12 protein-coding genes are annotated in these 15,431 nt (G+C 47.2%); 6 read left to right on the forward strand and 6 right to left on the reverse strand.

The window, feature by feature from the left end:
- Positions 1-218 precede the first annotated feature (218 nt).
- Complete coding sequence (locus tag Psfp_RS03240; RefSeq protein WP_134217213.1) at positions 219-1,103, reverse strand: branched-chain amino acid ABC transporter permease; 885 nt, start codon at positions 1,101-1,103, stop codon at positions 219-221.
- A 230-nt stretch (positions 1,104-1,333) separates the two neighbouring features.
- Positions 1,334-2,491 carry an ABC transporter substrate-binding protein gene (locus Psfp_RS03245; protein WP_134217118.1) on the reverse strand — a complete coding sequence of 386 codons (1,158 nt, stop codon included), beginning with the start codon at positions 2,489-2,491 and terminating at the stop codon, positions 1,334-1,336.
- 428 nt (positions 2,492-2,919) lie between these two features.
- Between Psfp_RS03245 and Psfp_RS03250 the strand changes: the two genes are divergently transcribed.
- The 3 genes from Psfp_RS03250 to Psfp_RS03260 all read left to right on the forward strand — a co-directional run bounded on the left by Psfp_RS03250 (position 2,920) and on the right by Psfp_RS03260 (position 5,522).
- Complete coding sequence (locus tag Psfp_RS03250; protein ID WP_134217119.1) at positions 2,920-3,939, forward strand: ubiquitin-like domain-containing protein; 1,020 nt, start codon at positions 2,920-2,922, stop codon at positions 3,937-3,939.
- Between the two features lie 187 nt (positions 3,940-4,126).
- Positions 4,127-5,017: a 16S rRNA (adenine(1518)-N(6)/adenine(1519)-N(6))-dimethyltransferase RsmA gene (gene rsmA / locus Psfp_RS03255; protein WP_134217120.1), complete on the forward strand. Its 891-nt coding sequence runs from the start codon at positions 4,127-4,129 to the stop codon at positions 5,015-5,017.
- A gap of 34 nt (positions 5,018-5,051) precedes the next feature.
- Entirely contained in the window at positions 5,052-5,522 is a 471-nt protein-coding gene (locus Psfp_RS03260; protein ID WP_134217121.1) for a ribonuclease H-like YkuK family protein, read from the forward strand.
- 62 nt (positions 5,523-5,584) lie between these two features.
- On the opposite strand, the gene Psfp_RS03265 is transcribed toward Psfp_RS03260, so the two are convergent.
- The 4 genes from Psfp_RS03265 to Psfp_RS03285 form a co-directional block, all read right to left on the reverse strand.
- Positions 5,585-6,346 (reverse strand): sulfite exporter TauE/SafE family protein, encoded by a 762-nt coding sequence (locus Psfp_RS03265; RefSeq protein ID WP_134217214.1) that lies wholly within the window; start codon positions 6,344-6,346, stop codon positions 5,585-5,587.
- A 369-nt stretch (positions 6,347-6,715) separates the two neighbouring features.
- Positions 6,716-8,356 carry an S-layer homology domain-containing protein gene (locus tag Psfp_RS03270; protein ID WP_134217122.1) on the reverse strand — a complete coding sequence of 547 codons (1,641 nt, stop codon included), beginning with the start codon at positions 8,354-8,356 and terminating at the stop codon, positions 6,716-6,718.
- Between the two features lie 1,076 nt (positions 8,357-9,432).
- Entirely contained in the window at positions 9,433-10,506 is a 1,074-nt protein-coding gene (locus Psfp_RS03275; protein WP_134217123.1) for a G1 family glutamic endopeptidase, read from the reverse strand.
- Positions 10,507-11,979: 1,473 nt separating this feature from the next.
- Positions 11,980-12,768, reverse strand: a complete 789-nt coding sequence (locus tag Psfp_RS03285) for a glycosyltransferase (RefSeq protein WP_134217124.1) — start codon at positions 12,766-12,768, stop codon at positions 11,980-11,982.
- A 142-nt stretch (positions 12,769-12,910) separates the two neighbouring features.
- Here Psfp_RS03285 and yabG point away from each other — a divergent pair, with 142 nt between their 5' ends.
- From yabG to Psfp_RS03300, 3 genes are all read left to right on the forward strand, one after another.
- Positions 12,911-13,804, forward strand: a complete 894-nt coding sequence (gene yabG, locus Psfp_RS03290; protein WP_134217125.1) for a sporulation peptidase YabG — start codon at positions 12,911-12,913, stop codon at positions 13,802-13,804.
- A gap of 104 nt (positions 13,805-13,908) precedes the next feature.
- The gene (locus Psfp_RS03295; RefSeq protein ID WP_134217126.1) at positions 13,909-14,913 is read left to right on the forward strand and encodes a hypothetical protein; all 1,005 of its coding nucleotides are present in this window, start codon (positions 13,909-13,911) and stop codon (positions 14,911-14,913) included.
- 97 nt (positions 14,914-15,010) lie between these two features.
- On the forward strand, positions 15,011-15,427 hold the full coding sequence (locus tag Psfp_RS03300; protein WP_134217127.1) for a hypothetical protein: 417 nt from the start codon (positions 15,011-15,013) through the stop codon (positions 15,425-15,427).
- Positions 15,428-15,431: the final 4 nt, after the last annotated feature.

A 15,431-nucleotide genomic window follows, 5' to 3' on the forward strand; every position in this document is an offset into this window, starting at 1 on the left:
CAAATCCAAGTCTATTTTGACACAACTGGCGATCGGTTTTCAAGGTTCATCGAAAATTTCTGGCCTCCACATCCATTTTTATGGCTATGGAACTGGGGCTATTTACCTATAACTGCATAACTCATGTTAATTAAAGCATAAAAGATTACGGCTGCGGCAATAATCAATATGGTTTGGGTGTATTTCTGCTTCATTTTGTTTACCATCCTTTACCCTGGTTAAACTTTCTCGGTCTCGGTTTTACCCAGAATGCCGCAGGGCCGTACCAGCAACACCAGGATCAGGATACCGAAGGCGATGGCGTCCCTCAATTGGGACGATAAAAAAGCGGCTGTCAGCGTTTCCACCTGGCCCATAATCAAAGCGCCTAAAACCGCGCCCGGGATGATCCCGATCCCGCCCAGCACTGCCGCGGTGAAAGCCTTGAGGCCGGGCATAATGCCCATAAAAGGCTGAATTTGTGGATAGGCGATGGCGTAAAGCACACCGCCGGCGGCGGCAAGAGCTGAACCGATGGCAAAAGTAGCAGAAATAACGCTGTCCACATTAACACCCATCAGGCGGGCGGCGTCGTGATCAAGCGATACCGTGCGCATGGCCATGCCGATTTTGGTCCTGAATAGAAGATATTGCAGCATAAGCAGCATCAGGATCACCACGACCATGACCATGACCTGGATATTCGAGACGGAGATGCCGGCCAATTGCCAGTGGACCTCTTCGAAAGGGCGCTGGACGACCCGGTAATTAGGTCCAAAGATAAATTTCAGGCTGGAGAAATACTCTAAAAAGAGGGACACACCCAGGGCGCTGATCAGGGCGGCAATTTTGGGCGCGTACCGTAGTGGGCGGTACGCGATTTTTTCTATGACCACGCCTAGAACGGCGCAAACCGCCATAGCGGTGAGGACCGCCACCGGTACCGGCATGCCCCACTGGCTGAAGCCGAAATAACCGACAAAAGCGCCTACCATGAAGACGTCGCCGTGGGCAAAATTGATCAGTTTAACCACCCCGTACACCATGGTGTACCCCAGGGCAATCAAAGCGTACATAAAGCCAAGCTGCAGACCGTTGATAATCTGCCCGATTACATGTTCCAACATGTCAACCCCCATATCTACGACCGATAAACTACGCTTTCCGGTCCTTACGGGACAGGTTTAAAAATGATCAGATAGAGTGGTTCGAAACTAAAAAAATCAGGTGAAGCTCCGTTTTTTTAAACCGGGGAGGGGGCCGTTCTCTCCCCCTCCCCAAAATCCTAATGGACTTGTCAGGCTACCGTGCCGCAGGTTGATAGCCTGCGGCCGGTATGTACGGCGCTATATTATTATGGGGTTACAGTGGTGACATAGGACTGCTTGCCGTCCTTAATCTGTAAAATAACAGCCGGCTTGATGGGGTTGCCGTCCTTATCGAAGGTAAGCTTGCCGGTCACAGCAGCAAATTCCTTACTGGCCTGCAGGGCATCCTTGATCTTGGCCGGGTCGTCACTGTTGGCGGTTTTAATGGCGTTTAAGAGCAGGTTGGTCGCGTCATAGCCGAGAGTGGCAAAGGCGTCAGGTACCGCATTGTATTTATTCTTGTAAGAATCTACCCAGGTCTTGACTTCCGGACGGGGATCATCGGGGGAGTAGTGGCTGGTGAAATAGCCGCCTTCCATGGTTTTGTAGTCAAGTTCCGTGGAATCCCAGCCGTCGCCGCCCAGGAAGATAGCGTTGATGCCCTTTTCACGGGCTTGCTTGCCAATCAGGCTGACCTTCTGATAGTAATCGGGAAGGTAGAGAATGTCGGGCTTCTGCTTGGCAATGTTGGTCAGGACCGCGGAGAAGTCCACGTCGCCTTGCGCATAGGCTTCCATCGCCAGGATTTGGCCTCCGTTTTTAGTGAATTGCTCCTTGAAGAAGTTGGACAGTCCTATGGTGTAGTCGTTGCCCTGGTCATATAAAATGGCCGCGGTTTTGGCCTTGAGGGTTTCTGTGGCAAACTTGGCCGCAACGGTACCCTGGAACGGGTCGATAAAGCAGGCCCGGAAAATAAAGTCTTTGCGTTTGTCATTGTCCACAGTGACCTTGGGGGAGGTGCCGGTCCCGCTAATCATGACCACCTTGTTGTCATTGGCCAGCTGAGAGGCGGCAATGGTGGTCTTGGAGGTAACCGAGCCGACAATAGCCTTGACTCTGTCCTCGGCAATCAGCTTGGTTGCCACGTTAACTGCCTCTGTGGCATCGTTGCGGTCGTCGGCGGTCACATATTCGATCTTATAATCGCCCACCTTGTTGCCGGCCTGTTCCAGGGCCAATAAAAAACCGTTCTTGGTTGACTCGCCAAAAGTTTTGACGTCACCGGTCAGGGGGCCGATGAAACCTATTTTGATAACCTTTTCGCCCGTACTGGTAGCTTTATTGTCGCCGCCGCAGCCCGTGAGGACCAGAGCCAGGCCCAGTACCAGAATCATTAGAACCAGAATCCTCTTGTTTGTTAACATCCAAATTTCCCTCCTTGGTTTTGCGTTAAGTACTCATACTTCTCTTTAATTTTTTGCCGGCACGGTGTGGTCGGCCTGGCTTAACCTGGAAGCGACATCACCTCCGCCAGTTCAGATTTGTTAAAATGCAAACGGCAAAAGATATTATAAGTGTAGAAAATTCGTTATCATAAGAGATTTTCCTTCTAGATTTAAAAGAACAATATAATGCCATAAATTTACAAAAGCTCGACAAAAATTCACCCTATCCAAAACCGCCAACTCGTAGTAAGATGTAAATGTGTTAGGAAATTACCGGCACCATAGCCAATGAAAATGTGTATTGCTATAATTTCTCTTGCAAGCGTGCTAAAAAACTGTGATTTGGAAAGAAGGAATGGTTAATTTTACCCGACATGAGTGCCGGACTTGTGTAAAGGAGGCATTTAATGAATTGGTACGGATGGCTGAGGTTGGGAAGTCAAAAGGAAAATAACAAAGACAGGGACCCCGGTAAGCGGGGCGCTTTTTTCCTCCGGGCTGTTGTTGGCGCCGTTATTATCGCGCTTATGTTCTGCGGTTACACCTGGGCTCAAAAGTCCGTGGTGGTACTGGTTGACGGGAATGAGAAAGCGGTCCGGACTTTTTCGGGTACAGTGGGAAGTCTTCTGAAAGCCCAGAAAATCTCTTTGCTCGAAAAGGATGAAGTGATTCCAGCTCCCGAAACACCTTTGCAAGAAGGTATGGTGGTTACGGTCAACCGGGCGGTTGATTTCAACCTGGTCGTTGACGGAAGCGCATCGCCTGCCAGAACCAGGGGACGGACAGTAGGAGATATTCTTTTTGAGTTTGGCATCAACCTTGGACCCGAGGACGAGGTCTCCCCGGGCGTAGAAGAGCCTGTGGTCCCGGGCATGCAGGTCCGGGTGGCCAGGGCACGCACTGTTACCGAGGAGAGCGAAGTACCAATCAATTATGAAACGAAAAAACAGTATACCGTCAAGCTGGAAGAAGGCGCTACCCGGGTGGTCCGGGAAGGACAGGACGGAAGCGAGCGCCAGACCTGGCAGGTGGTGTACAGGGATGGTAATGAGGTCAGCCGCCAGTTGGTTTCACGGGAGGTAATAACTCCTCCGGTAGACAGGCAGATTTTGGTCGGAAGCGGGATGGTGGTGTCGCGGGGCGGTGAAAACATCAGGTACTCTGATGTTAGACAGATGGTGGCTTCGGGTTATACCTACACCGGCTACAACACCGCCTCGGGAGTACCTCCCCGTTACGGGGTAATGGCGGTTGACACATCGGTGATTCCTTTCGGTACCAGAGTGTATGTGGAAGGATACGGTTACGCAACTGCCCGGGACCGCGGGGGCGCTATCAGGGGCAACCGGATTGACCTCTTTTTTGAATCGGAAAGTGAAGCCAGGAGATGGGGTTTACGGACCGTAAAGGTTTATTTCTTCGAATAATAAAAGGGCAAGCGAAAAAGGACCGCAAGGTCCTTTTTGTTTTGGGAAAAAATAAGAAGCAATGAATTAGATAGTTCACAGGTCGCCTGATATTGATTTGTTCTGGGGAAAACAGGGAATAATAAAGGAAACCGGCAGACTGATGTCGAATTATCACTAAAATTTGGTATAAACAGGGGGTTCCTCCTTGATTCAGGTTGCTTCCCCGGCTGCCGTACGTTCTATTATGCGTCGCCACAATATATCCTGCCGCAAAAGCCTGGGGCAAAATTTCCTGGTGGATTTGAATATAATAAAAAAGATACTGGATTCAGCTGAGTTAACGCTGGACGACCTGGTCCTTGAGATAGGCCCCGGCCTGGGGGCGCTGACCGCACAGGCGGCCCAAAACGCCGGCAAGGTACTGGCTGTGGAAGTGGACCGCGGCCTATTGCCGGTACTGGCGGAAACCCTGGAGGGCGCCGGGAATGTAGAGGTTATCGAAGGCGACGCCTTAAAGACAGACTTTGACCGGTTGGCAGGGGAAAAAACCGGTGGATTGTTTGGCAGCGGCGGGAAAAAATATAAGCTGATTGCCAACCTGCCTTATTACATTACCAGCCCGCTCTTAATGCATTTGCTGATGAACCGTTTTAACTTTTCTGTGGCCATAGTCATGGTCCAACTGGAAGTGGCTGAGCGCCTGGCAGCCGGGCCCGGCGTCAAGCAATACGGAGCGCTGAGTGTGGCTGTGCAGTATTTTACCGAGTCTAAAATCCTCTTTAAAGTGCCGCGTACCGTCTTCTTCCCGGCCCCGGAAGTAGATTCCGCGGTGGTCCGTTTGTCCCAAAGGGCCCTACCGGCTGTTTCCGTACGGGATGAGAAAACTTTCTTTAAATTGGTCAGGGCTGCTTTCGGCCGGCGCCGCAAGACCCTGCTGAATTCTCTGGATGGTTCCGGGCTCGGTCCGGACAAAGCAACCTGGCTTAAGGTTCTGCAGCGCTGTGGTATTGACGCCTCCCGGAGAGGTGAGACCTTGGCCCTGGCTGAATTTGCTTGCCTGACCGGGGCTTACCTGGATTTTTGCGCGGGTTTGTAACGGGAATGTTGTATTACTGGAAGGAGGGGGTATCATGAATTTCATAAGCCCTACCAGGGGACGTATGGGCTTTAATGAGATGATGACAGATATTGTCAATTACATCAAAGGCCTGCCCACTTCTTCCTATAAAATCATTATCGGCTCCGACTCCATGGTAAAAACAGAAACCTGCTTCATTACGGCTGTTATCGTGCATCGCCTGGGCAAAGGAGCCCGCTATTTCTATCGTAAGAAAATTCAGCGCAAAATAAAAAGCCTGCGGCAAAAAATATTCTACGAAACAGCGCTCAGCCTGGAGGTGGGCGGGCTGGTCCATAAGTACTTTGCCGACGAGGGCTTTGTTGATTTAAACGTGGAAATACATATTGATGTAGGTGTGCAAGGCGAGACCAAAGACCTCATTCGCGAGGTCGTGGGCATGGTCACAGGGAGCGGCTTTACGGCTAAAATTAAGCCTGAGGCATACGGCGCCTCAAGCGTGGCGGATAAACACACCAAATAATGTACACGGAAAATGACCATTCGCCCCCGCATCGCGCCCTCCCGGGCCGGATGTCCCGGCGCTTACTGATTCTCCTCAACAGTTTCGGTAACGGGCGTTCTTAAGTACTTAATCCCTGACCAGGTCAGCACGGCCGCGAATATGATACGCAAAACACCTTCCGAAAGGTTATGGGCGAAGGAACTGCCAAAAAATGTGCCGATTATGATGCCGGGGACCAATCCCGCTAAGATACTCGTATTGACGTTTCCGAGACGCCAATGGGTGAACGCGCCAACCCCTCCGGCAGGGACCATGGCGAGCAGGGAACTGCCCTGCGCCGTATACTGAGGTAAACCGGCCAAAAGGACCATGGCAGGCACCATTATCGTACCTCCTCCGACCCCCATCATCCCTGAGAGAAAGCCGGTAAAAGCCCCGGTCAATAAGAGGATAATAATTTTAAACCATCCCGTGGCTGGTTCGGCGATATGTGGTATATAAGGTTTCAGTAACAGCAGCAGGGTGATCAGGAGTAAAAATAAGCCAAAGGACTTCTTAAGCTTCCATTCAGGAAGCGCATCGGCATAACGCGCTCCGGCCCTGGCTGTGAAAATGGCGGTTGACGCCAGAAGCACAGAGGCCATTATGTCCACCGAACCCTCCAAGGCGTAAGTGACAGCCCCTGCTATTCCGGTAAAGACAAGCGCCACAAGGCTTGTGCCATGTGCTTTAAGCTGGCCCATTTTGAGGACGCCTACCATCAGAGGGACCATGATCACACCGCCGCCGATTCCGACAAGCCCTCCGAAAAGCCCTGTTGCCAATCCTATTAAAAAGTTCATTCCCCAGTTCATTCCCCATCGCCTCCCGTGACTCAAGGCAGGATGTCCTTCTTCCGGTAATAATAACAAATTCCTCTGACAACAGCAATCCGGGCAACAGTATTTACCGCCGGTTTTTATTTCCGCACCGGCTTATTTGGTTTTGCGGTTGAGCAGGTTCTTTTCCTTCGAAATATGTAGAGATGGTATTTGCAGGAAACCATATTCACCTGATTTGCAGTGGTAATCTTCCTTTAACAAATGAAGCCTGTTGCGAAAGTTAGCAACAAGGCTTCAACTGTTATCTATTTTATGGTTTTACAAACCTGGATATGTGTCGGATCGTTTTTAATTAAGGAAACTGCATCTATCTGAATATTATTTCATCAACTACTTTAGCATATTCGCAATAACTGTTACAGCCTCGGCTCTTGAAGCTTTATCTTGAGGCTTAAAAGTGTGATCGGGATATCCTTTGATTATCCCATTTGTAACAGTGGTGGCAACTGCTTCCCTGGCCCAATCCGAAATATCGATGCTGTCGGCAAACTGGGTTTCACCTGGTACAGGGGCTAGCTTGGTTGCCTTGACAATCATCATGGCCATCTGTTCACGGGTAATCAAATCATCTGGGCCGAATGTACCGGTGTCATAACCGTTGACTATCCCGTTGGCTGCTGCCGTGGCAATAGAGTCTCTAGCCCAATGACCGTTTGTAAATGTTTCATTGCTGTTCCGGGGCGCCAATTTGAAGGCATTTACCAGCAAGGTGACGAATTCAGCTTTGGTAATGGGGTTATTGGGCCTGAAGGTGAGGTCGGGATAACCGCTTATGCAGCCGGTTGCCATCAGTTTATTGATGTTGTTCTGGGCCCAGTGACTGTTGATGTCTGTTAAAGTCACTTGGTTATTTTGTATATTATTGCCAGTTGCTGCCGTATTGTCCATGGGGGCAATTGTGGCAGGGTCCTTGATGGAATTTACCCCCGTGGGTACTGGAGTAATGCCACCATCAACAGGTATGGTCTGGGTATAGGTAAAGAACTCGGTGAAGTGTTTGGTCCAGATCACCAAGTCGTTGCCGACATTGATTACGCCATCTGAACCGTCAGGTATGTTGAAATCCGCCCAGTTTTGATTATCCAGGTCGCAAATTCTGGTTATTTGGGTAAATACCCCATTGCGGTAATACCCCACGCTTTTGCCGGCCTGATCGGGTATAAGAAGCCTTACCGCTTTGTTGAAAGTTAGCGGCACATTGCCGCAGCCCACTTCAATGACCGTGTTTACTGTGGTATTCGTTAACGAAGACAGATATGAGGCCGCAATGTCGGGTTCAACTACAGGTAAGTAAATTGTGCCGCCCCAATCTGAAGGAGCGTTTATGGTTGTTCCTGCAGGTATCGCAACTTGCACCGGCGTTCTGTTTGTTGTTGTACGGACTGCTATGTTTATGGCCGGCAGGGCGCTGGTAGTGATGGTGCCGGATACGGGCTTTTTCATAAGTGCAATTACGTTGATTTTGTTGTCATTACCAATGTTCTGAACGCTAATCGTAACAGGGGTGTTCAGGTTCAATGTATCCTGGGTTATGGCTAGGTTTTTATGAAGTTCGTCAGCTATAATAACTGTTGGGGTGGTTATTGGTATGTCCATTGGCTGAAATCCACTTCCATGAGGCGCAAGATACGACACCGTCATCACGCGGCTGTCGTTCATGCCGGCTTTGACGGCAATGGCTTTGATGGTGGTTATGCAGTCCTCAGGGATAGAGAATACCCCTTTATACTTTGTACTGTTCATTGATGGTGTACTGCCGTCCAGTGTGTAGTAAATAGTTGCTTCCGGGGTAGTGGTCGTAAGTGTCACCAGGGTACCGGTTAGCAAAACCCAATTTTTTGCGATAGGTGGGGCTGCGGTTTCCAGTATGGGAGCAGTGGTTCCAGCCGCAGCGGGTTCAAACGAGCTGAAAGCCGTCACGCAGAACAGAACCACAGTTAAAACGGTAATGGCAGTTGCTTTCAAGCGCAAGAATTTTCACTCGCTTTCTTGATAGTATTCACTCACTACCTGCAAGGCAGTATGGCGAAATTCAGTTTCTTACTCTGACTTTTGCGCATTTAACCTATTTATCTGCTCTCTGGGAGCATGTAGAGCCTTTATTTCTATTTATAGTACACGGGAATATCATCCACCCTTTAAAAAAACTGAGATTGGAAACGTGCACTTGGTCTTTACTCCCAGTAGGCAATATACTTTTCCTACTGGGAGGCGTACATAGTTCCATGGACATCTTGTCATGTTGGGCCGTATAGTCACAAAAGGTTGCAAGCGGGGGCATATTATATGCTTATATTTTATTTTACTTCATGAAACAATCTCCTGTCTGATAAAATATCTTCTATGATAGTAGGAACCCAAGTAATGATATCGCTCAATAAAATCATTCTAAAAGTTTTGATTTCTAACAGCTTTTCACCCGGAATAGGGGTAGATACCCAGGTCGGAACGTGCCCACCGTAAGCGACCCCGGCTCCGAGACAAGAGAAAGTGTGGGCGGCGTGGTCCTTTTTTATTACTACACTAACCTGCTTTGGTGATGGTTTGACGTTGATATCAACTGATCAACGCTCAAGTTACAAAGATATGTTAAGTTGAAACACCATTTTGAGTTCGACCCTGCGAAAGTCAGTCGAACCAACGTCAAGTACCACACCGGTATAAGTGGAGCCCGGCGAATGGGAGAAACCGCGTAAAAACTGGTGTTCTTTATGGAGTTTCGGAGGAGCGTCAGCCGTCTCATGTTCAGGATTCGTCAAAGTAGATTATTAACATGGTATATAGTGTCATTAAGGGAGCATCAGCAGAATATACTGATAAAATCACGACTTTGACGATCTCCTAGTCTCATGTTAAATTTAATTAGTAATGAGACGTCTTTTCTGCATAGATTAACAATTTTCCCGCTAAAATCCAAATAGTCCCTAAACAACGTCATTGTGATTAGTTTTATTACTGCCAGTTTGCGAGTGGTAACATTTAAAGAATAGTATAGTCATTACTGACATCGTAAGATCTTTGGTAAATATTGATAGGTATCTATAAGTTTAAGGATTATGGATATAGCGATCAATAAAAGAAGTACTTGTTAAAAGTGGATCGGGCTGCGATATAATTTTTTGTCCATCATACATTGTTATTGCGTTATAAATATATGAACCTAAACTATTTATGTTAGTACTTCTTGAATCAGCGGCATAAGCATTTGTCCAGGTGATAGTACCGTAATCAGAAAGTGTTGTGTATGCCCCATTAACCACTGGACGCTCTTCTATCCATTCCACATAATAAGGATCATAGTAGAGATTGGCTGATTCAACCACAACAGGATCCCAAGTTCCTGTAGTTAAATTTGCAACAGAGTAACAAGCTAAATTTGTATCTTCATGATGCCATACACATACTTGAATTCGGTCACCGGGGTGTATGGGACTTGGTAGAGCAATCAATCTTTTATCAGTACCTGGAGCAAAATAATCATACCATCCATAATATTCATAATTATGCATCATCGTTCCTACTTGCTCTAACTTTCCGCTACCGAACATTCCACCAATACCAACCCAAGAACACTCATATGAATTAAGAACTGAATCGGGTTGTTCTGTAGGTTGTATAAATATACCTTGAACTGAAGTAAATTTAAATAAAGCTGCGGTGCCGTAATAACCAGACCAGTTTTGAGATGGATAATTACTAGCTGTTAAATTGCTGGTTGATATCTCATTAACTGCCATGTTATCTGATTTCTGTGATATGTGTCTAATTATTTTAAGCTTTGGTTCAGAAGAAGTTCTTTTATAATAAATTATATTATTTTGCCATTCAGTTAATCCTTTTTCATCCTTTGGTCTAGGAGGTAAGCAATATTCTTCAAGTTGTTCATCAGTTGCTGTAAGGGGATTAAATCCTTCCGGTGGGACGAGGTATTTGTTTTTTACACCATCAATGTAAAAAATATAAGCTTTGCCACCGTCTGGCAGTAATTCTATCTCTGAATAAGTTAATTCTATATCTGTATTATCAGGTTGCGTTGCTCCAGAGGCATTAGTTGCGCTCATAGGAGCAAGTATAAAACAGCCTATTATGGTCAAAGTAAGGCAAATTTTTTTCCAGTTCACTATATTTCATCCTTTCATTTAGTTTTTGTGTTTACAAAATTTGTAGTTTTTTTGTAAAGCATTCTTAATTTAAGGTTTAGCCCATTGGATTCACCCCATTCCATACTTAGGTGCGAGATTAAAAAACCTCCATGTTACATCATTGCAAGGCTTTTTAATTAACATTATTTATTTAGGTTCAATAGCCTGCTGTAGACGACAAATATATAACTAGCTATTTCCCGTGGCAAAATTCTTACTAGGTATGAGACGATTCCAAAACGCCAAGCCCTTGATAAATAAGGCTTCCAAGACATCTAAAATTGGCTTTACCTACCAGGACCACGTCAAAGTCACAAACAAACAGTTTAAACACCACTTAACTCCAAAGCACGTTGAGTATTCCAGCTGAGATTACGCAAACCGGAGGCAATGGATTTCACACCTTTTAATCGTAATAAGCTGATAACAAGGTTACGTATAGTAGCAAAAACACGGAGAGCAGAGCCGGTCCGGATATGCGAGCGGTCTTCATCAAAGGTTACATCACGCACCAGTGCAGGGAATTTTCAATAGACCAGTTTCCAACAGATATCCACTGTCTGCTTTATCCGGAGCTAAAACCGCTGGTTGTTAACAACAAAGATTAACCGTTTTGCTTTTTGCGCTTGTGACCAGCCAATCCATTTTTCACGGTGGCTGCTTTTAAAGGGGGAAGCGCCCCAGCCAATCAGCGCAACGATCGTTTAACACGGCTACGTATTTGAGCGTCTTGCCGGTCAGTGTCGGAATCCCAGATAGTGATGCTCATTCACTAAGTCGTTCCATTGCTTTTCCTTCATCGGCTGTAATGGGCCGAACGATCAGAACATTGAGATCATAACTTTGAGATATATAGGTATTGTCCGGTGTTGTTCTGGTGACGAGTTAATATTTGCCATGGCCCCCATTTATATGGAGCCTCTCACTCTTGTTTCCAATGTCTGAAGAGCGCACAGCTTCGCTTTAGCCCTTACCAGTCAATTCTAACATTGGTTTTTTCAGTAAACATTGTTTATTTCATTATACAACCTTAAACGTAATATAACAATATAAAATATAACATAAAGTATTTTAACGTGATTCGCATTGCAAGTTCTACCCACAGCATTAGGCCGTACGTGACAAAACTTAATTACCTTGTCATACGGTTAACATTTTGTAAATAAAAAAACAGCTCTACCTTGTTTTCTTAAAATGTTCCTGGTGGAGCCTGGAGGTCTTTTTTAATCAAAGCGGTGCAGAAGGAAGTCTTGACGGTCAAGGTTTCCTACCCAGCGACTACGGACCTAAAGATGTGGATAGCTAAGCAGCCTTGAGCAGTGGATAGATCCATATGAAATGCTCTTATGCAAACTACTATGTTCAATTTCAACGAATGCTGCCATTTATATTTAAAAAGGGTGAAGCCGGCGTATTCTGGCCGGCTTCACCCTTTTGTCTGGAGCCTGATTACTATCCACCCAGATAATTGTCTAAAATGTCCCAGCGCCTCTGTGAATGGTAACCGTCGTACTCCACCTGCCCGCAGGCGCGGCGGCGTTCTTGGCCGTGGTAAACGTTTATGGCTTCCATGCAGTCCCCGATGATTGTTTCGGCAATAAGCTGGGCATGACGGGTATTTTTGCGGGGTGAACCCAGCTCTTTATGCGGCACCCTGGTGCCGACATGTACCTTCAAGCCTCCTTTAGCGGCCAGAGCCAGGGAAACCGGTGGAATGGCCAGCTCACGCAGTGGAACAGACAGCAGGAGCCGGCGGGAGACCGCGTGTGGGCCGTGGCTGGGTGAAGCTGTGCCGAGGCTTTGTTCCAGCCCCAGAGTCTGGTTCAGTTGGTAACGGACTTTGAGGACATGGTTGGCCAGGTGGGACAGGTCTTTAATGTTTTCCCCCGGGTAACAGTCGGTCAGGGCCATGTCGGCGCCCTTGCCAACTATGTCGGCAAGTTCCATTATTTTTTCAGAAATATTTCCGTCCATATCGCCGTCTATAAACAATACTGTGGTGGCCCCCCTTTCCAGCGCTGCTTTTGCCCCAATCGCCCGCGGGATATCAAACCCAAGGGTTTCTGTGAAGTGCAAGGGCAAAATTTTTCCTGTCAGGATGTGCCGGACGATGTTGTAGGAATTATCGTTGCTCCCGTTAATGACTGTAATAATCAGTTCAGCCGGAATGGACAAAAGGGTTTCAATTGTCCGTTCCAACCTTTTTTCCTCATTTTTGATCGGCACTACAGCAGCCAGCATCTTATCACTCCCGTGTTTTTAAAAACCGGTTTCTTAATGTGTAATATATGGAAAAATTAATGAAAAGTTACCGACCTTGCACTATCCCAATACCATTACTCCCTTCATATGATATTAGAAAAACCTAAAAGGGGTATTGGTCATGGAGGAGTTTCATAAGGGAGATGTTGTGGGGCGCAAGTCTTATGGTGTAGACATTTATTTTAAAATCATAGATTTTTTTGAATACAGTAACGGGAAGAAATTCGCCAGGCTGAAGGGAGTATATACAAGACTCTGTGCCAGCGCCCCTATGGAGGACCTGGTCAGGATAGACCCAGGCGCACAGATGTCCCGTCTACGGGATGTTACTTTGAAGAGTAATGAGCAGATGGGCCGTATTTTTGCCCGGCGGCAAAGGGAGCGTGAACTGTTTTGGGGCAGAGCGGTGCACAGCGACAAGGAGCCTCCCAAGAAAGAAAGCAAGGTGGAAGGGTTTGATATACCTGGTACCGTCCTCCATATCGACGGTGACGGGGATTACCTGGATTTGTGTATGACTACTTACAAGCAGCTCAGTATTCCCGCCGATGGCTACAATATCCCTGAGGAGAAACAGCCTGAGGTGGTGGAGGACCTCCTAAAAAAGCATGCTCCCGACATGCTGGTAATTACCGGGCATGACGGTTTTATAAAGGGACGTGAGAATTTTAAAGATATAGATAATTACTACTCCTCCAAATATTTTATGGAAGCGGTCAAAGTGGCTCGAAACTATGAGAAAAGCAGGGATGACCTGGTTATTTTTGCCGGCGCCTGCCAATCTCATTATGAATCTCTGCTAAAAGCAGGCGCCAACTTTGCCAGTTCCCCGCAGCGTGTGATGATTCACGCCTACGACCCGGTTTTTGTAATGGAGAAAATCGCCTACACCTCCATATATGATCCAATTTCTATTAAGGATATCATTGCGGGGACCATTACCGGGTTTGACGGCATCGGCGGGATGGAATCACGAGGAAAATTTCGGTTGGGTATACCTGTTTCACCATATTAGGCCGCGTACCCCTTTTAAGACTCATGCATATGATGGTGCAGGGGCAAAAATTCTAGTTCGAAAGGCTTTTCGAACAACCTTTATCAATTAAAGGGGGTTTGCGCATGGAACGGTATTTTAGGGCGCTAAACAAAACGCGCGATAAATTGTTGCGCCTTCAGAATGTTGTCGGCCTTGGCATAGGGCATAAGGAGATTGGATCGGAAAACACCGGAGAACCGGCCTTTATTGTTTATGTGGAAAAAAAGCTGCCTGTTGAAAACCTCATGCGTGGTCATGTGGTGCCTGAAAAAATAGGCGGGCTTAATACCGATGTGGTTGAAATAGGAGTTGTCCGCGCGCTTGGAGTCAGGACTTCAAGGGAAAGACCGGCTCAGCCGGGAGTGAGCATAGGACACTACAAGTCAACGGCCGGTACTTTTGGAGCGGTGGTTAAAGACAAGCAAACCAAGGAACTGATGTTGTTGTCCAACAACCATGTCCTTGCCAATGGCTCCAGCATTCAGGAGGCCCGGGCCAAACCCGGAGACCCCATCCTGCAACCAGGTCCATACGATGGAGGAACGCTCAAAGACCGCATAGGTACACTTTTGCGTTACGTTCCCCTGGAGAAAAGTGTTGCCAGGTCGGATTGTCCGGTGGCCTCGTCTGTGGCGCGGGGGGGCAACTTCCTGCTCAATATAGTCAAAAGGGACTATGAAATCCGGTTTTATAAACGCTTTAGTACTGAGAACACGGTGGACTGCGCGCTGGCTAAAATTGATTCAATAGACCTGGTAGCGCCTTCTATTCTTGAAATAGGCGATATCACGGGAGTGGCGGAGGCTAAGCCGGGCAAAAAGGTGCAAAAAAGCGGCAGGACTACCGGCCTTACCAACGGAGCTATAAAATCGGTCGGCACAGTGCTGCAGGTCGAGATGGACAAAGATGAGAAGGTATGGTTTTCCGATCAGGTTGTTACCGAGTTGATATCCCAACCGGGTGACAGCGGAGCTTTGATCCTGGACCAGGAACGGAAAGCGGTGGGCTTGTTGTTCGCAGGGTCGGATAAGTTGACCATTTTTAACCGGATTAGCAATGTGATGGATCGCCTGGGATTTGAATTTTAGTGTTTGTGAAGGTCAGGCAAGTATTAAAGTTTTGATTTAAGCCGCCTCACCTTTAGGCCATCCCGGCCATATATTAATAACCGAGGAGGCTTACCATATGGTTTACCGGTCAGTTTTCTCAGGCGACGCTGCCTTGACTTTTTTGGGAGAAAACATTCCAGCGATTGGTCCCAAATTTAATAACAGAGAAGAGGCCATAGCGGTAGCACGGCAGTATCTTGAAGGGATACATCAGATGTCTGGTAAAGGCCGTGAAACACCTGTACAGATTTCCCTCAACAGGCAGGCTGACGGCCGGTATTCCCTGGTGGTTATGGGTTCCAGGCAGGTGATTGGTAAACTAAACAACCTCGATGAACTGTTATTAAAGAGGTTTCGAAAAGGGCTGAAGAAAAAATTGTTTATTCTGACCTGTTTTGTCGATGGGGCGGATGGACAGGAGTGTCTGGTACTCACAGAGGGTTTAGGAGCGGTTTTTTACACCCCCAATGCAATCAAAAACTGGCGCCCGTAAAGGC

The organism is Pelotomaculum sp. FP, from assembly GCF_004369245.1.
Taxonomy (GTDB): domain Bacteria; phylum Bacillota; class Desulfotomaculia; order Desulfotomaculales; family Pelotomaculaceae; genus Pelotomaculum_C; species Pelotomaculum_C schinkii.